The following is a 19651-nucleotide window of genomic DNA, read 5'->3' as shown; positions in this document are numbered from 1 at the left end:
TCAGTAACACGCTCCGTATGCTCCGGTGCAGACCCATTTGCCGTTTTTGAGCGACTGGGTATAGAACGAGCCAACGGGCCGGGCCATCACAGTACGAGAGTGCGGGGTATCAAATGTCACTTCCAGTGTCCCTGACTCACCAGTGTCAGTCTTAAAATGCGCCACCATCTTTTTGCTGCCGGGTGAAGCATCAATGCCAGTAATCGCGCTACAGCGCCCCGGCGTGCCGGAATCCAGACGAACAGACTCGTTCGCCATGGCGCAGCCATTAGCCCTGAGTTCATCAACGTTGCTCGTCTCTCCCACTGGCTTTCTGGAAGCACGGAAGCGAACAGCATCGTTACGAATAGTCGGGTCATCTCCCTGCAGGGATAAATACACCGGACAGTCTGCATCCCCCACGCGACAGGCTTTTTGCACCACATCGCGATGGACCCAGCCGCTGAAGCCGATGTATGCAGCTCCCACTTCATCCTGACACCAGGTCCTGTCCATCGTCACCTTACGGGTACTGTTGGGTACAGTGACGGTAGTCATTACGCAGGTCACCGCCTTTACCGCCTGACCGTCATCGCGTATGGCAGACTGACTGCGGTCTGAAGGATAAAAGGGCGCAATACCCACCCTGTCATAGCCCTCTTTCTGAAGGGCGCTGACCGTAAGCGCATCGTTCATATTTCCCTGCTGAGCGGTATTGAGTAAAGCGGCTGTTTTGTCATTGACCGCCTTCAGGGCATTGCCGCCCTGAGGAGTCAGAAAGAAGGTGTAACGTTGCGGATGAACCTCACCATACACATCCAGTGCAAATGACATGGAAGGCAGAATCAGCACGGTCAGACTCAGAAGTAATGTAATGATATTGCGCACAGCAATCCCCTTGTATTGATATATGAAGTAGTGAAAGAAAGTAGTCGGTTGAATTCCGCCGCCGCCGCATAAGGGCCTGTACAGATATTCAGCACGCAGCAACCTTGTGACTGTTGTTGAGAAAGAGGTTCAGCGACTGACGCAGTCCTGCCAGGTGATGTCTTGCAGCGCCTCCCGAAGCCCGGAAGTTTTGAAGGATTTTGAGAGATTCTGTCCCATGGAGGTGACTGTGACCTGACCACGATCACCGGAATTCTTCAGAGCCATAAAAGCGGCTTCGCCCAGTGAATACGTTTTTGAATCGATGTTCAGTCCCGGCTCAGCGAGGCCGGTTTCAGAGGACACGCGGTAATCTTCAGCCGGTACGCTATAGGCAACGGCCAGATGCCCGCCAGTACAGGTAAGCGTGAGGCGCTCGTTGCTGGCATTGTCTGTGTTAATTTCAAATTCCATCGCACTGACGGTGCCGAACCAGCTTCCCCATTGCTGGTCTAGGATGACGGCGTGCGAAGCGGTACTGAATAATGCAGCACTGAAAAGCAAGGCAGAGGGCGACTTCAGCATAGTTGTTCCTTACTGAGTGTTTTATAAATGAAAAATGGCCTTTTGCTGTACAAAAGGCCATCTGATCGTATGCATTTGAGAGGGGATGGGATAATCGTTAATACAGATCAGTTTCCTGGAATTGATCGTTATTATCTATTGCATAAGCGATCAATTCACACTTATTAATAGTTAATAGCTATCGCAATCTAAGTATCGATCGGTACAACAGATCAATGCACAGAAGCCGCACCAGGAGTACGTACTGGCGCGACTTCATATGAGTGATATAGGAGTGAAAATATCTGGAATGCAACGGTGTAATAAATTTTATCATCGATACAAAACTAATGTCCGGAAATGTAATCGTTAATAAGGAAAATCCATGAAGGGTTTGTTGTTATTTTTTTTAGCATCTTCATCAGCAGAAGGTAATGTCTGGTTTTGTTCACACACTTCCCTGAGTGCTTCCGAGAGTGTTTTTTCACGAGGTGATTCTGCAATGGATGGAATTTGATTGGCAGTGACATCAATATTGTCTACCTCTGACGTTTCAGGTGATTGCGTTGATTTTTTTATGCTTCGAGACTTCTTCCTGAAATGTACGCCTTCCCATGCTTTATTAAAACGCTTTAAAAAAACAGTGTCTTTATGATACCAACATGTATAGAGGCAGCGAATTATAAGCCGTTTTTCAGCATTGCTGGATGGTTTAAGATATTGCATCAAAGTGATAGTATTTATGTTTGCTGAATCTTCACTTATATCTTTAAGAGAACTGTGAGTGGCATAATCGTTATCTCTGGCAGATGATGGGTCATGTTGAGCAAACTCAGTTAATGTTGATATCGGGTGCTGCTGTGACATACGTTGAGTAACCTGAGTCAATGTGACTATATGCAGTGTTTGCTTATTATCTTGAGCGTCCATTTCGCCACTGCTGTTATGTAACGCACCCTGACTGTTATTCTCCTGTTCTTTTCTCTCTGACTCTTTATTTTCCTTCCTTTTTTTTGCACCTGCTTTTATGTTAGCTCTATCTTTTTGAAGATACTTCCATGCCCACTCACATTTTTCTTTTTCTTTCTTGGTTAAAGGAAATACATCCTTGTAGTTATACAATCGATACCATTCGGCCCTTATGGCATTCAGCAGATCCATTTTCCCCTTTAAGCTGGAATCACAGCGATCAAAGAAATCAGTGATTGTCAGGAGTCGTTCAGTGTGGCTTGCCGGATACTGAATAAGATCGAGGTAATCGTAAGTTAATATTACTGGTACGAATGGAGAGCCATAATCGTTTACCTCAAGAGAAGAAAAAGCAACCGGAAGTGTTTTTATATTTAATGTTCTTATTGCAATCCAGACATAATAACAAGCATCCTGACATTTTTTGAACCAGGCGAAATCACGTGAAGGAATGAAATTTTCAGTAATGTGCCCCCGACTAGCTCTGCCGAATGTATTGGCTATATCCGGGTGATAAAAGGAACGCACTGCAGAGTTAATGACTCTGGATGCCCTCTTAATGTCCAGAGAATATAAATAACTTATATTTAGCGCATTAACAACCGGCTTCAGTTGATAATTTAGCAGGGCAGATTCATTTTGGTATAACCATCGATAAAACCTTAATTCCCTTTCGTTTTTTAGTTTCACATCTGACTTATTCCCGTTCATTCAATCCCTCTTCTGCACCGTACCATCCTCCCACTTCACCCCGAACATTTCAGGGTGCTCCGCAGGGGAACTCATAGTGTTAATTATAGCAAATACATAGGGGAAAACGTAGGTGTAAAATCACTCACAACCACTATGAATACGGGTTTTATTCAGGAAAATCAAAAAAACACCTCCACAGTAACACTCAACCAAAGTGCCTGCTAGAAGCATAAGGAACACTCCAAAAAAGCAGAGCGAAAAGGCTCCACGGTAGCTATACAACCAGGGCGCAGACGTGAACTCTATTACGTTCTCTCTCCTCCGGACAATAAAAGTAAAATCGTACATCTGTGACCTATGACATGAAAGGATGCCGTCCGGCGTCCTCCTGATACATCTCCGGAGACTTTCATGAGCATGATTGATATTCATAATGATAAATTTGTTGATATGGTTTTCATTACCACACTGATCGGTTTGTCTGATAAGTGGTTTTACAAAATGGCGCAGGAAGGGAAATTCCCAAAGCCAGTTAAATTTGGCCGTAGCTCGCGCTGGATTGAACGTGAAGTAAAAGAGTGGCTGGAGGAACGAATAAAGAGTTCTAGAGCATAGAAGATCAAAGAATATAGTGACAAATAAGATCACTAACTTTATACCATATTTAAATGCCCTGATGCCTTGCTGCACAATAACTTTATGTTATTTATAATGACGGTTTATTTATTATTGCATCACTACTTTATCAGTAAGCTATTAATACACTCAATTACTAATCAACACCAATCCATACAAACACCTCATACAGTACTAGCATAGGTCATACATCTACGTTTTGATATCTCCCTCCCTCTGATATCAATATTTATACTGAGCATCAAATAAATATATTTACCCAATAGTCAATCTAACATATTGCCAATCAACAATAGTTGATTGGCTTCAGAGAAACACATTATGAGCTTACCAGAATCATTCCTATTATCTCATGCTGAGTATCACATTGAGAATAACACTCCCCACCTCATCATATCCGATGATAATGAATTTAGATTCAGGTTAGAGCAACTTGATAGTTGTCTTAAAACTCTCAGCAGAGGATCTAAATCACCTTTCAACATTCTTTATAGCCGGTCAGGTTATAAAGAGAGTGCAGAGTCAGCCATCATTCTTGATGCAATCCGTTATCTTAATACATTGCCACCAGAATCGATGAAACTAAGAATAGCAAATCCACGTATTGCTTCATTTCAGAATTTATTTAATAACACTGATTTACATGCACGTACCCATAACGGGAAAATAGTGGGAGCAGATACTGTAACTACTGCAGAGATGTTGAACAAACTGGTGCAGGATTACCGATGCGCTGCGAGTCAGGCAGAGTTTAGAAAGGCCTACAGAAAGTACCAGCGGTCTTCGGTTAAAAACCTGAAGGGAGTGATGAATTACATCGGACACCTGCAGGAGCGTCATTCCCGACTGTTGGTTCTGCGTGTTGATTTATCATGGGCAAATGAGCATAAAGCGGACATCACTGCTGATGATGCCCGTAAGTACCGTCAGCAGCTGTTTCGCAATATGCAAAAGAATCCATTGTTTCGCCATGTTCTCGGGACAGTGTGGAAACTGGAATATGCACCACAACGTAAATTTCATTACCACATGCTATTTATCTTAAATGGCAACAAGGCACAGCAGGATGGCGTGATTGCTCATGCTTTCGGTGAGTACTGGAAACACACCATCACTAAAGGCAAAGGCATCTACTACAACTGCAACGCTAACAAAGCGCGTTATGAGGACTGCTGCCTCGGCAAACTGGAACGTGGGGACTGTAGTAAGGATAAGGGGTTGCTTAAAGCGCTAAGTTACATCACCAAAATTGATGCCTGTGCACGTCTGGTTCTCCCTGGAAATGCCAGAACCTTTGGTCGCGGAGAATTACGTTCATCGAAAAACAGGAAGAGAACAAAAAGAGGCCGGTAAATCTAACCCGCTGTACCAGACGGTAATGCTTCTTTCCCCCTTCTATCCACAAAACCAGCTAACCATGCCGGCTTTTTTCATTTGTTCCGGAGTGCATGATGAATTACTTCGTTTTGCCACTCACGCCGTCACTGTTGATGGTGAATGGGTTACACCAGAATCTGTTCAACAGGTTGATTTTGATTTATTGCATTTACTGCAAACTGCAGATCGGTGTTCAGTTTAGCGCTCTGACAGTTACAAGGACGTTTGTGCACCTACCGGGGCATATTAACAATGCCGCTCGACTTAAAACATGTCGATTTAATAAGCTCCAAACAGTACCAGAGCAAACCTCATCACAAACTATACCGCCTCCAGAGAAGCGCCTTCGACCTGCTAACACGACTATACGGCAATGGCGATGTTGCTGGTGCGATACCTGCTGGCATGGTGATAAGGTGTGTCCGAAATGCTGCGACTGGATTTATGTGTTCGATGCTTAAGAGACAGATGGCAGGCAAATTCTCAACTAGTGAAGATATCTTCCGACGGGCCGGTATGGCGGCGATACTAGGTATAAAAACAATGTTTGATGATGATCAGAAAATCGTCAATTTTTGTACAAATGGATCTTTTTTCATAATACATTTTAATGACATATCTCTAACTATAATCTCGAGGTCATTATGTCAGGTTCAGGTGGTGGGAGCTTTGGTGGTCAGTTTGGTCAAGACACTTTTGAACTTACATGTGAAAAATTAACGATAACCACGCAGCTTAGTTCGCCAAACCCAGCTGTTGTGCCATTTCTCAAAGTTGGAGACATACTGGTCATCCAGCAACGCAACCAAAACGGATTATCTTTAACTGAAGCCATATTTGGAACTAACCAAGTTGCAGGTGGTATTGCCTCTCCTCAAATTCGGCGCATGCGTGAATGCATTGAGCTTGGTACTACTTATGTTGCTCGGGTAATTTCAATCAATGGTGGGCAGGTTATGGTTAAGGTTTATGCACAATGAATACAAATACACCAGATAGTGGCGTTCTGACATTAGTTGGAGGCTCTTACCATGAAGTCTGTCTGCACCCTGGCTACCACGATATATTCGGGTCTGCCGGTCGAGCCGCATCAGCACTTGCTCATCTTAAAGTACCAGTTAATTTTCACACTTACGCGGATTATAGCGTTGCTCAAGTACTTCGTGAGAGAGCCTATTTTGAAGGCTTTAAAGTCGACATCCAACCTCTCGATCGTTCTATTTTATTTCACTATGAACATGGCCTTTCAGAACCTAAAATTTATAACGTTCCTCCCGTATCGATGCCAGACATCAGATTGCAAGCGACTAACGTTTTACGTTATGGGATGCTGGAAGGGAGTGCTGTAGTTGATGCTGAATACGCCGTCTATGACCCTCAAAATGTGTCGAAGCCCGAGTTGTTCAAGCAAAACGGCTCAACAGCGCAGAATCTGGCACTTATCCTCAATCGCTATGAAGCCGCAACGTTGAGTGGTCAACCTAAATTATCTGCTGAAGAGCAAGCTATCCAGTTGTTTGAACAAGGCCATGCGCAAGTAATTATAATTAAGCAAGGGCCTGCTGGAGCATTGGTGTGTGATAATGGGAAAATATCCACGGTTCCAGCTTATGAGACCAGTAATGTATTCAAAATAGGTTCAGGAGATGCGTTCGTTGCTTATTTTGCATATCAGTGGATGATTAATAAAAAATCTGCTCATGATGCAGCTAATGCAGCTTCTCATGCAACAGCGTATTATTGTGAGAACAGTTTATTTCCTTCAACGCAGGGGCTGGCTGATTTTAATCCTAAGGCAATTTCTCCTACTCCTGAATTTCTACGTGGTGAAACATATTCGGTCTATCTTGCAGGTCCTTTCTTTACTCTGGCACAGATGTGGTTAATTGAACAAGCTCGCCGCAATTTGAGCGATCTAGGATTTAAAGTCTTTTCTCCTTATCATGACGTTGGGCATGGTAAAGCTGAAGATGTTGTGGAAAGAGATCTTGAGGGAATAAGAAATGCTGATATCATTTTTGCCATTGGTGATGGTTTAGATGCTGGAACAATCTATGAGGTAGGGTACGCTCGAGCATGTAATATACCCGTTGTCTTCTATGCGGAAAATGAAGCTGATGAAGATAAAAAAATGATGTCTGGCTCAGGATGCATCTTGTGTACGGATTATGTTACTGCAATCTATAAAACTCTTTGGTCAGTGGTGCAGAAATGAAGACAGCTTTATTGCTCTCTGGTGGCATGGACTCTATAGCAATTGCATGGTGGAAACGACCAGATATAGCCATTACTTTAGATTATGGGCAACGTGCTGCGCAAGCTGAAATAAAAGCAGCTAGTGCAATCTGTAGCGCCCTGAAAATTGAACATCATGTCATTAAAGTAGATTGTAGCTCTTTAGGGTCTGGGGACATGGCGGGAGCAGAGGCCGATTCTAACGCACCGACCAGTGATTGGTGGCCTTATCGTAATCAAATGCTAATTTCGCTTGCTGCAATGAAAGCTATTACGTTTGGTGTCACTCACCTCTGGATAGGGACAGTGAAGTCTGATAGCTCCCATTTAGATGGTACGCTAGCTTTTGTGGATAAAATCAGTGAGCTGATGTCTTTTCAGGAAGGCAACATGATCGTTGAAGCCCCAGCAATAGAACTTTCCACAACTGAGTTGGTTAGGGTTTCTGGCGTCACTCCGGGTGGACTTGCATGGGCACATAGTTGTCACAAAGCAAATATCCCATGCGGTAATTGCCGTGGGTGCAATAAGTATTTTCAGGTTTTGGATGAAGTAGGATATGGACTGGACAGACTTAGGTAGCCCTTTTCCGCGCAGACAACCTCTCACATACCGACCCATTGAATGGCCGATAGAGGAGGTTTTTTTTCTACCACCTCCATCGGAAGGTAATTTACTGCCGCCAGTGCGTTCAGTGATAGACTCACGTAGAACAAGACGTGAGTTTGGGTCATTGGATCAATATATACTTTCTGAATGGCTCTGGTTAGTTGCGAGAGAAATGGTTGTAGGGCATTCTCGCTTAGGCTTCGCACTAACCCAACGGCCAGCACCTTCCGCTGGTGCAATTCACCCTATACATATTGTTCTTTCCTTGCCAGAAATGGATGGGTGGCAACTCTACTTACCGGACAAGCACGCGTTGGCGTTACTTTCACAGCCAAATCAGACAAGGGACGTTGTACGCAATGAATTATTGCCAGTACTTGATATTCAATCTGGCATCGTTATTAGGCTTATTGCGGAACCAGGGATGACGGCAGCTAAGTACGAATACGCGGACAGCCTTGTATGGCGTGACGCAGGTGTTTTAACAGGCCAGATGGCACTTGTAGCAGAAGCGTTTGCATGTAATTTTTGTCCCCTAGGAATTACAGGCAATGAATGGTGCGCCAGTTTAAAACTGGAGGACTGTTTGGCTGGTGTCGGTTTGGCGGTTCTTGGCTCGCGTTAAACGTGGTTTAAGTTTTGTAAGTGGTTGACCTCTCGAAGATTCAAGTAAAGTAAAAACTGTACTTGATGATGCCTGCATTTCGTACCAAATGAGAGCATCGAGCTCTGAGGCTTTCACTCCCATTGATTCACTAAACTGGATGAACAGTTGTTCAAGCTTCAGATAATCGCGTTCAACAGTTAGGTCTTGAGGGAAAAAGCCAGCCAATAGGCCAGCTCGCAGAATGTGAATATCTAATATTGCAATATCATCTGCACCAAGCCAATTTCGTGCTACCCATGATGCTGTTTTATAGCCAATACCCGGAATAGTAGTTAGCCAGTCGCGGAGCTGTCGGCCTGATTCAAGTGGTGGTGTTTCGACATCTAATTTGTTCAAGGCTGCGGCTAGATAACGGGATTTCTGCTTTGCAAAACGGTAATGCACTGATTTACTACCTGTATCAATCGGCTGAGAAAGCCATTCGTAAAGAAGCTCTTCTGAAGGAGATGATGCTTCAAATGCTCCATATGTTTTTAAGAGGTTAAATGCAGCAATGCCTATTGCTGCAGGTATTCCATGTCCACCAAGTAAGCAGGCTCCTACTTCCTCTTTTAAGGTCCGCCCCAGTTTGTAATTAACTGTATTAACTTCCAACCGGCGAGCAAAGACTTGGTAAGCCCAGTATGCAGGGGAGGGAAATGCTTCAATCCTTCCCCACATTACTCCTGGTAGTATGGCTTGATCAGCCGCAGGAAAATCGAGGTTGATTATAGTTGGCCCTATAATTACAGCTCCGCGCTGAGTCATACTGTCTCCAGACCATATTTGGAATTCAGCCATTGAATTAATTCACTACGCTCTGTTTGCTCCATCTGCTCGATCCGGTCATACAAGCGGGCACGACGACGAGCAACGGTTTGTCTTTCTCTGTAGTTGTTACCTAGATAACGTGAATCATGAAGCTTTGCTGGTGGGGCATAATTCATCCACACGCTTTCTTCTCGAATACCAGTGTGGGTTTTTGCGTTAAATTTGACGCAGCGCCAACTTGCTAACATTTCGTTGTATAGTGAGTTTTCATATCCAGAAATCATAACGTTACATGTTAGTGATAATATCTTTTCAAGCAGTTGTCGGTGGTTATCATCACTGTATTCATGTCGATAGATTCGGCTGCGTTTCCGGGTGCTGTGAACATATGGTGGATCAACGTAAACTAACTCATGTCCCTTAAATGGAAATGAGCTAAGAAACGACAGGGCATCATCGTTAATGAGTTCACACATACATGGCACCGTTTTACGCCACTGTTCAATGACTTTGCTATCAAGATCTACACCAATACTTTTTTCAGCGGGTAGTTTGTTGCGCATAACTGCGCCTCCGCCTAAGTGCGTCTCAATGTACGTTTGGTGCTCGGGCATCAAGTTGATGAGCCGTTGGTAGCACTTGCCTTTTCCGCCTGGATATCTCATGACGTAATCATCGTCATTTTTGACGATAATGTCAATTTTAATTGCGCTTCAAACGCTGGATTTTGGTAGTCAAAAAGAATGGTAAACAATGTTTCACCATTCGGAATGATTGTGATTTTTGTTTAACGGCATTCAGGCTAAAAATAATTGCAGAACTAATAATATCATGTGCTTATGTTCTTTTTTTTGTGCGGTTAGTCATGATTTTTAAAATATTCCATTGTTAATATGTATGAAACTTTAGTGGACCACATCTTCATCAGGAACTCTCATGCATTGGAATGACCTCTTAAACAGTAATCGGCGTAAACCCAAAAAAGAAAATAAGGATTCATCCCAAGATACTTCCAAAGGTAGGCAGCAGATAGAACGTGATTTTGACCGTATCCTCTTCGCTGCACCTACTCGTCGGCTAGCAGACAAAACACAAGTTTTTCCCTTGGATAAAAATGATAGTGTCAGAACACGCCTTACTCATTCACATGAAGTGGCTAATTTGTCGAGAGGGATCGGCATGCGACTGGCTTTTGAGCTTCAAGATGAGATATTCAAGGATGTTCGCGAAGATATCTGCCTTGAGCGCGATGTACCAGCACTGCTAGCGACAATTGGTTTGGTGCATGATATGGGCAATCCACCTTTTGGGCATCAAGGTGAGAAAGCTATGAGTGAATGGTTTACAAAAAACCTGCCTGAAAAAACTAAAGAGTATGAAGAAAAAATTTATGACGATTTTCGTCGTTTTGATGGGAATTCCCAGACATTTCGTTTGGTGACTAAGCTTCAAATTTTAAATGATAATTATGGGCTAAATCTTACCTATGCCACCCTAGCATCAATGATCAAGTACCCCATATCGTCGGATGCAAATTCCGAGCTATGGACTAAACATGGTTTCTTCCTTTCAGAGAAAGATGTTGTGCATGATGTCTGGGAAAAAACTGGCTTGTGCGAAGGTGTTCGTCATCCATTTACCTACCTAATGGAAGCTTGTGATGACATCGCCTACTCAGTACTTGATGCTGAAGATATTGTGAAAAAAGGGCTTGCCTCATTTCACGACCTTATGGACTTCATTCAGTGTCATCAGCTTTGTAAAGAGGATGTTGTTGCGGCACGCGTTGTGGATAATTGCAAAAAAGATCATACGACCTACGCGCAACAAGACCTTTCCCCTGCAGAGCTTAATGATATGAGCATGCAAAAGTTTCGTGTCTATGCTATCGCAGAGCTTGTTGATGCGGTTGTTATCGCATTTAAAGATAATATCAACAAGTTTTTGAATGACAATTGTCAAATCAAGGACTTGGTGTCTGAAAGCCATGGTAGAAACTTGTGTAAGGTATTGAAGAAATTTGATAGTTCTAGGGGCTACAAGCACAGTAGTGTCCTTAAGCTTGAGCTAAAAGGCTCTAACTATATCAAGGGCCTAATGGATATGCTTTGGCTCGGAATTAAAGGCCGTGCAACAGATGACTCTCAATGGGATACACCATTTGGTCGTTATGTTTATGGTCGTATTTCGGAAAATTATCGTCGTATTTTTGAACAAGAAAACGACTTACCAGCTCATTACAAAGAGGCTCAGTTGCTCGCTGATGCGATTTCGGGCATGACTGACAGTTATCTGATAGCATTACATGATGAACTCGCAAAACTCCACCAGTACGAATGTCGTCAGAAATGAGAATCTTCTTAAGCGCCGGATAAAGTATTACATCAAATCTGGTCGGGGAGGAAGACAAAGCGAGACGGCGCTGATCAAGGCGCTGTCGCAGCAGGCACATCTGTATGTTTTTGGTGGGCTTATCCGTGATATTGGTCTTTTTACGGCTCACCAGTTTCGTTCTGATATAGACTTAGTTTTTGCTGGTTCCAAGAGACATCTTCATAAAGCTCTTTCTGATTATGGTTTGCAGCAGATAACTGAAAATAAATTTGGTGGCTTCAGGGTTAGGGACTTCAATGTTGACATTGATATCTGGAGCCTTGAGGAGACTTGGGCATTTAAACATCATTTTATCATTCAAAGAGATGTGGAGAGTCTGCTGAATACGACTCTAATGTCATGGGATTCAGTTCTTTATGATATTCAAAATGATAGGATCATCACAAATGACTCATGGCTTACTGATCTACATACTGGTCGCCTCGACTTGGTACTAGAACATACCCCAGATGTAAACAGTGCTTTAATCAGAATATTGCGCACTATCTATGGTAAAGAAGTACTCATGTTAGGTGACCGCCTATGCCATTTTTTGGCATCATCGCTGAATGTTTATTCAAATCAGACATTAGTTAGTGATGAACTTGAGCGTTTTAGGACAAGTTACATTACCAGCACAAGGCTATCCAAGCTCCGGCAAGATCTTGCCAGTTGGTCAGGCAAAGGTGGCTTACAAGTCAATTCTCATCTGTACTGTAAACAGCTGAATTTAGAGTTAATTTCATCAGCTGAAAAAAAATAGCGCATCAACAAATATTAATTCTATTAGCCATCTAGATGCGGGCGCATCTAGATGGCTGTCATATGGATTTATGCTATCCGCCACGATACCCTTTTAGACTGTGGGATTGTGCCAACTTTGATAAACTCAGCAATGTAATCCGCATACCACTGCATCATTTCCCTACGCCCCTCCAAATACTGAGCATGGTTATATGTCCCACGTATCGCGTTCTTATCCACATGCGCAAGCTGCGTTTCAATCCACGCTGAGTTAAAGCCTTCTTCATGCAGGATGGTACTCATAGTGTGGCGGAAACCGTGCCCTGTCAGCCTTCCTTTATATCCCAACAACTCAATCACCTGATTAACGCTTTCCTTTGAGATCGGCCTGGTACGATCATTACGTCCGACAAATACCAGCGGATATAGCCCCGTAATGGGCTTCAGTGATTCAAAGAGCGCGACAACCTGATCCGACATCGGAACGATGTGTGGCCGTTTCATTTTCATGACTTCAGCAGGGATCTCCCAGAGCCGCTTTTCAAAATTAATATCCTCCCAACGGGCAAAACGTAATTCCTGAGTTCGTACCCCTGTCAGCATGATGATTTGAGTTGCAGTCTTGGTAATAACACTCCCGGTATAGCCTGCAAGATCTCTAAGAAAGTGAGGAAGCTCTTCGGCAGTCAGGAAAGGAAAATGCGTTTTCTTTGGTGTTGCGAGGGCTGTAGCGAGGTCGGGGGCAGGATTGTATTCAGCGCGTCCGGTCACGATCGCATGACGGAATACTTCACCACAGCGCTGCCTAACTTTGCGCATCTTCTCTAACGCGCCGCGTTTTTCCATCCGGCGAAGGGTTTCCAGCAATTCCATGGGCTTAATTTCAGCTATAGGGCGTTTACCAATGTAGGGGAAAATATCCTTTTCAAAGGTATCAATAATTTCATCGCGATAACGTAATGACCAACGATCCGCTCTCAACTGATGCCATTCACGGGCAATAGCTTCGAAGGTATTTTCATAGTTAAGCTTTTGGGCGATTTTCTCTGCTTTCTTTAGCTCTCCGGGATCGCTTCCAGCAGATAGTAACTTTTTCGCAGCTTCACGCTTTTCACGGGCTTGAGCGAGAGAAACCTCAGGATAAACGCCGAAGGCAAGGCGCTTTTCTTTACCGGCATAACGATACTTTAAACGCCAGTAGCGTGAGCCGTTGGTGGTTACTTCAAGGTAGAGGCCTCCACCATCAGATAGCTTGTACGGCTTCTCTTTGGGCTTGGCTGTGTCGATTTGTCTGACTGTTAGCTTCATTGGGGGCATCTCAAAATGGGGCTATAAATCATGCCCCCCATTATGCCCCCAGAATGCACTTGATTCTGGTAGAGACAGTTGACCTCGGGAGAACATAATTAGCAGTAATTGCGGGTATTATAGGGGATTTACTTGAGACAGTGGAGTTCAGGAGAGGCTAATTGGCGGAAGATCACAGGAGTCGAACCTGCCGAGGACCGCTGGCGGCCCCATCTGGATTTGAAGTCCAGCCGCCCCACCGGGGACGATGATCTTCCATAGATATGATGATCTAAGTCGGTGATTATAGCGCGTTTATGGTAGCGCGCTATTCATTAGATCGAGCCGGTGGGTAAATCATGTGCCAAGACTGACTAAATATAAATGTATCGCGGCACCGCAGGGTTAATAACTGACTTCGCCATATTTATCGCGGTGTTCTTTCGGTGTGATGGAATAGCCCTTTTTGAATACCGAATAGAAGTATTGCAGTGACGGGTAGCCACACATTTGCGAGATTTCATTGATGGGTAACGAGGTCGCAGAGAGTAGATTGCGCGCCCGATCCAACTTTTCTTCATGAATCACACCATGGATCGTCTGCCCGATATCGTCCTTAAACCGTTTTTCCAGATTTGAGCGCGACATGCCGACCGCATCCAGCACCTGCTCAACCTTAATTCCTTTGCAAGCATGATGGCGAATGTAATGCATCGCCTGAATAACCGCAGGATCGCGTAGCGAACGAAAATCTGTTGAGCGACGGGCGATAACTTTGACTGGCGGTACCAAAATCCGCTGCAACGGCTGCATCTCTTGCTGCTTCTGACGTTGGTTTAAGCGTTGGTGCAGCAACTTAGCCGCCCGATACCCCATCTGCCGCGTGCCTTGCGCCACTGAAGAAAGCGCGACACGCGACAAATAGCGCGTCAGCTCTTCATTATCGATGCCAATAACACTCAGTTTTTCTGGGACGGCAATATCCAGATGTTCGCACACTTGCAATAAATGACGCGCCCTTGCATCTGTCACCGCAATAATCCCCGTCTGATGAGGAAGAGTTTGTACCCAATCGGCCAGCCGATTCTGGGTGTATTGCCAGTTAGCCGGTGCCGTAGCCATCCCTTGGTAGACCACACCCTGATATTGCTCCGCCGCCACTAATTGACGGAAAGCATACTCCCGCTCTTGCGCCCAGCGTTTATCACTGCTGGCGGGAAGGCCGTAAAAAGCAAAACGGTTTAGCCCCTTCTCTTTGAGATGCATAAATGCAGCCTCGACCAAGGCTCGATTATCCGTCGCAATATAATCAACTGCCGGATAGTCCTCTGGTTGATGATATGACCCGCCAACACCGATAATAGGGACATCGACATTCACCAGCAGCTGCTCTATCTGCCGATCATCAAAATCAGCAATAACACCATCCCCCAACCAATCGCGGATATTATCGATACGACAACGAAAATCCTCCTCGATAAAAATATCCCAGTCACATTGTGAAGCCTGCAAATACTCGCCGACGCCTTCCACCACTTGCCGGTCGTACACTTTGTTAGCGTTAAACAGCAAGGTTATCCGGTAGCGTTTCTCAAACATAGGAGTGGCTCCTGAAGTGGGGGGATATCGACACTGAATCGGTAGAGAGATCAATGCAGTATGGCATTGATCTCTCTGCGAGGGGATCGGATTAAACTCGGCGTTTTGTGGCTGAATCCATCCATACCGCCAGCAGCAAAATCGCGCCTTTAACAATGTACTGCCAGAACGTCGGCACATCTAGCATGCTCATCCCATTGTCGAGAGAAGCCATAATAAATGCGCCCATCACTGCACCCGCGACACTGCCGATCCCGCCAGCAAGGCTAGTGCCACCGATGACACACGCGGCAATGGCATCCAGTTCAGCAATGTTACCCGCCGAAGGTGAGCCAGCGCCCAAACGTGAGCTGAGAATTAAGCCCGCGATAGCGACCATCAAGCCATTGATTGCAAAAACCGCCAATTTAGTGCGCTCGACATTCACCCCCGACAAACGGGCAGCATCGATATTGCCACCAATGGCGTAAATCCGGCGACCAAATGCGGTACGGGTCGCCATAAATATCCCGACCAGCATCAGCGCCGTCAAAATCAATACCGGTGTAGGGACGCCACGATAATCATTCAATAAATATATTGCGCCAAGAACGATAACGGCGGTGATAGATTGCCGCGTCACATCCCCTTGTGGGGCGGCGACAGGCAAACCGAGCCGGATGCGGTTGCTACGCCGATGCCATTGCCAAGCCACAAAGAGCATCAAGCCAATGGCACCAATGCCGAATCCAAGGCCATTAGGCAGGTAACTTTGACCGATTTGCGACATCGCATTACTGGTTGGTGAGACGGTGGTGCCGTTGGTGATACCAATCAAGATGCCACGAAAAGCCAGCATCCCCGCCAATGTGACGATAAATGAAGGCACTTTGCGATACGCGACCCACCAACCGTTCCATGCCCCCAGTACCAACCCTAAAGCCAACGTGACCACGATAGTTAGCGGAAGCGGCCAACCGAGCCAGACGTCAAAAATAGCAGCGGCCCCGCCTAATAACCCCATCATCGAGCCCACGGACAAATCGATTTCAGCAGAAATAATGACAAACACCATTCCCACCGCGAGGATGCCGGTGATCGCTGTTTGGCGCAGCAGATTCGAAATATTTCTGGCGCTGAGATAGGCCCCTTCAGTGGTGAACGTAAAGAACAACATAATGATGGCGATGGCAGCCAACATCACAAAAACTTGCAAATTCACGGATTTTAGCCGAAAAAATGGCTTTTTCTCGCCATTTTCGGGTGCATTAACATCAGATTGATTAGCTTGCGACATGGGTTTCACTCCTGAGTGCGGCTTCCATGACCTGTTCTTGAGTCAGGTTCTGGTTAATGAGATCGGCTTTGATGCGCCCCTGATGCATCACCAGCACTCGATCACTTAATCCCAAGACCTCCGGCAGTTCAGAGGAAATCACAATAACCGCAATCCCCTGTTGGACCAATTGGTTGATAAGTTTATAGATTTCATATTTTGCGCCGATATCAATACCGCGCGTCGGTTCATCGAGGATCAAAATCCGTGGGTTAAGCAGCAGGCATTTCGCCAAGATGGCTTTTTGCTGGTTGCCGCCACTGAGCCGAGCGATCGCCAGCTCGGAAGAAGAGGTTTTAACTTTCAGCCGCGCCAAAGACTGCACAATGGTGGATTGCTCTTTAGCATCATCCAATACGCTAAACGCGCCGGTAAAATCAGCTAATGCCGCCAGTGTGATATTAGCCCCAACCCCCATCACAGGGACGATGCCATCTTTTTTGCGATCTTCCGGCACCATGGCAATACCCAATTTCATGGCTTGCTGACAATTGCTGACGGTGACGGCTTTGCCATCAATAAAAATATCGCCCTGCCAGCGGCCCGGATAGACACCAAACAGGCATTGCACTGTTTCTGTCCGGCCCGACCCCACTAACCCTGCCACCCCAAGAATTTCACCCCGTTTCAAGGAGAAAGAAACGTCATCGACTCGGCGAATATGGCGGTTGACCGGATGCCAAGCGCACAGATTTTCCACCCGCAGAATTTCCTCGCCGATGTTGTGTGCTTCATGGGGATACAACTCTTTTAACTCGCGGCCCACCATCATGGCGATAATGTCATCCTCGCTCATACTGGCCGCAGTACGCGTGCCGATATGGCGGCCATCGCGGATCACACATATGTGATCCGATATCGCTTTCACTTCGTTAAGTTTGTGCGAGATATAGATGCAAGCAATGCCGTGATTGCGTAGGTCACGGATAATATCCAGCAAAATAGCCGTTTCACTTTCCGTCAGTGAGGCCGTGGGTTCATCCAGCACCAGCAGCCGAACTTGCTTATTCAGTGCTTTCGCGATTTCGACCAACTGTTGCTGCCCAAGGCCCAATTCACCGACCGGTGTATAGGGATCGACGGCCAATTTAACTTGTGCCAGCATCCGTTGGCAGCGGAGATACATGGCGTCGAAATCCATGATGCCGTACCGGCCCCATTCTGAGCCGAGGAACATATTCTCCAGCACGGACATTTGTTTCACTAACGCCAATTCCTGATGAATTATCGCAACACCTTTTTGCTCGGTTTCACGAATATTTTTGGCCTGAAGCGTTTCACCCGCAAAAATTATTTCCCCTTGATAGGTACCTGTAGGGTAAATACCACATAACACTTTCATTAGTGTGGATTTTCCCGAGCCATTCTCGCCGCATAGCGATAATACCTGCCCAGCCTCCAGTGTCAGGCTGATATTATCAACGGCTTTAACGACACCAAACTGCTTGGTGATATTTTTCATTTCGAGTAGGTAGGGCATAATTCCCCCATATACCCTGCGGCTTCAAGTTCGCAGGGTATATTATTGGCAATAACCAGATGAATAATCCATTCGATTAACAGCGTATTAGATTTTCAGCCCGTTAGATTAATATCCGACAGATTAATGGTCTATCTGATTAGCGACAATCTATTAATTACGTTAATCGTTCCAATTCATCGGCTGTTTATTGAAAATAATTTCCGCGTCGTTAATTAATAAACATCTGCTTTTTTGTGGAATCCATCGGCGATAATGGTACTGTCAATATTATTTTTATCGACTTGGATCGGTGTTAACAAATAAGCGGGTACATCTTTAATACCATTATTTAATTGACTGTTTGCCTTAGGTTGCTCACCTTTACCCAAACTGACGGCAATTTCAGCCGCGTCATTGGCTAACTTAGTGATGGGCTTATAGACGGTCATGGTTTGTGTACCGGCAACGATGCGTTTTATTGCTGCCAGATCAGCATCCTGACCAGAAATAGCCACTTTACCCGCCAAACCTTGTGCGGCTAATGCTTGAATAGCCCCGCCAGCAGTCGCGTCATTCGATGCCACCACCGCATCAATTTTATTATTGTTGGCCGTGAGCGCATTTTCCATGATTTTTAACGCATTCTCAGGTAACCATGCGTCAACCCATTGGTCGCCGACAATTTTTATTTTACCTTCTTTAATCAGTGGATTAAGTACTGTCATTTGCCCCTGACGGAACAATTTGGCGTTGTTATCTACCGGCGAACCACCCATCAAGAAGTAATTACCTTGTGGTACTCGTTCAACTAAGCTTTTGGCTTGTAATTCACCCACTTTTTCATTATCGAATGAGATATAAAAATCAATATCCGCATTATTAATCATGCGGTCATAGGCCAATACTTTTATCCCTTCCCGTTTAGCTTCAGCAATCACATTACTGAGTACTTGCCCGTTATAAGGAATAATAACCAGCACATCGACACCACGGTTAATCATATTTTCAATCTGCGACATTTGTGTTTCTTCATTGCCATTTGCGGATTGAACAAATACTTTAGCGCCGAGTGATTCGGCTTTGTTAACAAAAATATCGCGGTCTTTCTGCCAGCGCTCAAGACGAAGATCGTCTATCGCCATGCCGATTTTAATTTCTTTACTGAATCCTGGCTGACTAAACATCACCAGTGCGGCACATGCGGAGAGTAAAATGTTCTTAAATTTCATCTTTCGGTACCTTTCTTATTGTGCAAGCAGGGTAAGAGAAACGGTAAACATCAACTGCATTAGGGATTGTTGACGCTTATTTGCACATCGGCAATTACAGATTTTCATCCACCAATTATGTTTTTTGGTTTAATGTTAATTTTATGATAACGATCATGTTTTCTTCCCTGTGAAATGCATAATTCGGCAAAGAGATGTTATCCACATAATGATTATTAAGCCGTTTTTATCATTATTCGGTTATTTATGAGATCTGCTCCACAATTAATAATTCTCTGAATTTGAGTGTGAAATAA

General features: G+C 44.9%; 19 protein-coding genes and 1 tRNA gene. 9 read left to right on the top strand and 11 right to left on the bottom strand.

What is annotated here, in order from left to right; all coding sequences use genetic code 11:
* From DA391_RS00375 to DA391_RS00365, 3 genes are all read right to left on the bottom strand, one after another.
* Nucleotides 1-867 (bottom strand): hypothetical protein, encoded by an 867-nt coding sequence (locus tag DA391_RS00375; RefSeq protein ID WP_108087231.1) that lies wholly within the window; start codon nucleotides 865-867, stop codon nucleotides 1-3.
* Nucleotides 868-996: 129 nt separating this feature from the next.
* The gene (locus DA391_RS00370) at nucleotides 997-1431 is read right to left on the bottom strand and encodes a hypothetical protein (RefSeq protein ID WP_108087230.1); all 435 of its coding nucleotides are present in this window, start codon (nucleotides 1429-1431) and stop codon (nucleotides 997-999) included.
* Between the two features lie 348 nt (nucleotides 1432-1779).
* Complete coding sequence (locus tag DA391_RS00365; RefSeq protein ID WP_108087229.1) at nucleotides 1780-3090, bottom strand: hypothetical protein; 1311 nt, start codon at nucleotides 3088-3090, stop codon at nucleotides 1780-1782.
* Between the two features lie 393 nt (nucleotides 3091-3483).
* Here DA391_RS00365 and DA391_RS00360 point away from each other — a divergent pair, with 393 nt between their 5' ends.
* From DA391_RS00360 to DA391_RS00330, 7 genes are all read left to right on the top strand, one after another.
* Entirely contained in the window at nucleotides 3484-3687 is a 204-nt protein-coding gene (locus tag DA391_RS00360; RefSeq protein ID WP_108087228.1) for a helix-turn-helix transcriptional regulator, read from the top strand.
* A 342-nt stretch (nucleotides 3688-4029) separates the two neighbouring features.
* Nucleotides 4030-5061 (top strand): YagK/YfjJ domain-containing protein, encoded by a 1032-nt coding sequence (locus DA391_RS00355; RefSeq protein WP_108087227.1) that lies wholly within the window; start codon nucleotides 4030-4032, stop codon nucleotides 5059-5061.
* Between the two features lie 95 nt (nucleotides 5062-5156).
* The gene (locus DA391_RS24655) at nucleotides 5157-5546 is read left to right on the top strand and encodes a putative zinc ribbon protein (protein ID WP_367968552.1); all 390 of its coding nucleotides are present in this window, start codon (nucleotides 5157-5159) and stop codon (nucleotides 5544-5546) included.
* A gap of 183 nt (nucleotides 5547-5729) precedes the next feature.
* Entirely contained in the window at nucleotides 5730-6065 is a 336-nt protein-coding gene (locus tag DA391_RS00345; RefSeq protein WP_108087225.1) for a hypothetical protein, read from the top strand.
* Nucleotides 6062-7300, top strand: coding sequence for a PfkB family carbohydrate kinase (locus DA391_RS00340; RefSeq protein WP_108087224.1), 1239 nt, complete (start codon nucleotides 6062-6064; stop codon nucleotides 7298-7300). The genes DA391_RS00345 and DA391_RS00340 overlap by 4 nt, the downstream gene beginning before the upstream one ends.
* Nucleotides 7297-7902: a 7-cyano-7-deazaguanine synthase gene (locus tag DA391_RS00335; protein WP_108087223.1), complete on the top strand. Its 606-nt coding sequence runs from the start codon at nucleotides 7297-7299 to the stop codon at nucleotides 7900-7902. The genes DA391_RS00340 and DA391_RS00335 overlap by 4 nt, the downstream gene beginning before the upstream one ends.
* On the top strand, nucleotides 7880-8554 hold the full coding sequence (locus DA391_RS00330; protein WP_108087222.1) for a dehydrogenase: 675 nt from the start codon (nucleotides 7880-7882) through the stop codon (nucleotides 8552-8554). Before DA391_RS00335 ends, DA391_RS00330 begins: the two co-directional genes overlap by 23 nt.
* Here DA391_RS00330 and DA391_RS00325 read toward each other — a convergent pair.
* Nucleotides 8498-9343 carry an 8-oxoguanine DNA glycosylase gene (locus tag DA391_RS00325; protein WP_108087221.1) on the bottom strand — a complete coding sequence of 282 codons (846 nt, stop codon included), beginning with the start codon at nucleotides 9341-9343 and terminating at the stop codon, nucleotides 8498-8500. The genes DA391_RS00330 and DA391_RS00325 overlap by 57 nt on opposite strands.
* Entirely contained in the window at nucleotides 9340-9909 is a 570-nt protein-coding gene (locus tag DA391_RS00320; RefSeq protein WP_108087220.1) for a DNA adenine methylase, read from the bottom strand. Before DA391_RS00320 ends, DA391_RS00325 begins: the two co-directional genes overlap by 4 nt.
* Before the next feature lie 373 nt (nucleotides 9910-10282).
* Between DA391_RS00320 and DA391_RS00315 the strand changes: the two genes are divergently transcribed.
* Nucleotides 10283-11698 (top strand): deoxyguanosinetriphosphate triphosphohydrolase family protein, encoded by a 1416-nt coding sequence (locus DA391_RS00315; protein ID WP_108087219.1) that lies wholly within the window; start codon nucleotides 10283-10285, stop codon nucleotides 11696-11698.
* A complete protein-coding gene (locus DA391_RS00310) occupies nucleotides 11652-12482 on the top strand; it encodes a hypothetical protein (protein WP_108087218.1) in 831 nt (276 codons plus the stop codon). Before DA391_RS00315 ends, DA391_RS00310 begins: the two co-directional genes overlap by 47 nt.
* 68 nt (nucleotides 12483-12550) lie before the next feature.
* On the opposite strand, the gene DA391_RS00305 is transcribed toward DA391_RS00310, so the two are convergent.
* The 6 genes from DA391_RS00305 to xylF form a co-directional block, all read right to left on the bottom strand.
* On the bottom strand, nucleotides 12551-13771 hold the full coding sequence (locus DA391_RS00305; protein ID WP_159074547.1) for a tyrosine-type recombinase/integrase: 1221 nt from the start codon (nucleotides 13769-13771) through the stop codon (nucleotides 12551-12553).
* 162 nt (nucleotides 13772-13933) lie between these two features.
* A tRNA-Sec gene (locus DA391_RS24125) sits at nucleotides 13934-14028 on the bottom strand.
* A gap of 127 nt (nucleotides 14029-14155) precedes the next feature.
* Nucleotides 14156-15349, bottom strand: a complete 1194-nt coding sequence (gene xylR / locus DA391_RS00300; protein WP_019212713.1) for a D-xylose utilization transcriptional activator XylR — start codon at nucleotides 15347-15349, stop codon at nucleotides 14156-14158.
* 91 nt (nucleotides 15350-15440) lie between these two features.
* The gene (gene xylH, locus DA391_RS00295) at nucleotides 15441-16625 is read right to left on the bottom strand and encodes a xylose ABC transporter permease XylH (protein ID WP_050083425.1); all 1185 of its coding nucleotides are present in this window, start codon (nucleotides 16623-16625) and stop codon (nucleotides 15441-15443) included.
* Complete coding sequence (locus DA391_RS00290) at nucleotides 16612-18144, bottom strand: xylose ABC transporter ATP-binding protein (RefSeq protein WP_098905065.1); 1533 nt, start codon at nucleotides 18142-18144, stop codon at nucleotides 16612-16614. The genes xylH and DA391_RS00290 overlap by 14 nt, the downstream gene beginning before the upstream one ends.
* Nucleotides 18145-18359: 215 nt before the next feature.
* The gene (gene xylF / locus DA391_RS00285) at nucleotides 18360-19355 is read right to left on the bottom strand and encodes a D-xylose ABC transporter substrate-binding protein (protein ID WP_049607916.1); all 996 of its coding nucleotides are present in this window, start codon (nucleotides 19353-19355) and stop codon (nucleotides 18360-18362) included.
* Nucleotides 19356-19651 lie beyond the last annotated feature (296 nt).

This window comes from Yersinia massiliensis (assembly GCF_003048255.1).
Classification (GTDB): domain Bacteria; phylum Pseudomonadota; class Gammaproteobacteria; order Enterobacterales; family Enterobacteriaceae; genus Yersinia; species Yersinia massiliensis_A.
This window is presented reverse-complemented; position numbering and strand designations above follow the sequence as displayed.

Coding starts and splice junctions, on each gene's coding strand:
- DA391_RS00310 (WP_108087218.1), top strand. CDS start 11,652: ATGATGAACTCGCAAAACTCCACCAGTACGAATGTCGTCAGAAATGAG.
- DA391_RS00360 (WP_108087228.1), top strand. CDS start 3,484: ATGAGCATGATTGATATTCATAATGATAAATTTGTTGATATGGTTTTC.
- DA391_RS00290 (WP_098905065.1), bottom strand. CDS start 18,144: ATGCCCTACCTACTCGAAATGAAAAATATCACCAAGCAGTTTGGTGTC.
- DA391_RS00335 (WP_108087223.1), top strand. CDS start 7,297: ATGAAGACAGCTTTATTGCTCTCTGGTGGCATGGACTCTATAGCAATT.
- DA391_RS00330 (WP_108087222.1), top strand. CDS start 7,880: ATGGACTGGACAGACTTAGGTAGCCCTTTTCCGCGCAGACAACCTCTC.
- DA391_RS00325 (WP_108087221.1), bottom strand. CDS start 9,343: ATGACTCAGCGCGGAGCTGTAATTATAGGGCCAACTATAATCAACCTC.
- xylR (WP_019212713.1), bottom strand. CDS start 15,349: ATGTTTGAGAAACGCTACCGGATAACCTTGCTGTTTAACGCTAACAAA.
- xylH (WP_050083425.1), bottom strand. CDS start 16,625: ATGTCGCAAGCTAATCAATCTGATGTTAATGCACCCGAAAATGGCGAG.
- DA391_RS00345 (WP_108087225.1), top strand. CDS start 5,730: ATGTCAGGTTCAGGTGGTGGGAGCTTTGGTGGTCAGTTTGGTCAAGAC.
- DA391_RS00370 (WP_108087230.1), bottom strand. CDS start 1,431: ATGCTGAAGTCGCCCTCTGCCTTGCTTTTCAGTGCTGCATTATTCAGT.
- DA391_RS00315 (WP_108087219.1), top strand. CDS start 10,283: ATGCATTGGAATGACCTCTTAAACAGTAATCGGCGTAAACCCAAAAAA.
- xylF (WP_049607916.1), bottom strand. CDS start 19,355: ATGAAATTTAAGAACATTTTACTCTCCGCATGTGCCGCACTGGTGATG.
- DA391_RS00365 (WP_108087229.1), bottom strand. CDS start 3,090: ATGAACGGGAATAAGTCAGATGTGAAACTAAAAAACGAAAGGGAATTA.
- DA391_RS00340 (WP_108087224.1), top strand. CDS start 6,062: ATGAATACAAATACACCAGATAGTGGCGTTCTGACATTAGTTGGAGGC.
- DA391_RS00355 (WP_108087227.1), top strand. CDS start 4,030: ATGAGCTTACCAGAATCATTCCTATTATCTCATGCTGAGTATCACATT.
- DA391_RS24655 (WP_367968552.1), top strand. CDS start 5,157: ATGATGAATTACTTCGTTTTGCCACTCACGCCGTCACTGTTGATGGTG.
- DA391_RS00320 (WP_108087220.1), bottom strand. CDS start 9,909: ATGCGCAACAAACTACCCGCTGAAAAAAGTATTGGTGTAGATCTTGAT.
- DA391_RS00305 (WP_159074547.1), bottom strand. CDS start 13,771: ATGAAGCTAACAGTCAGACAAATCGACACAGCCAAGCCCAAAGAGAAG.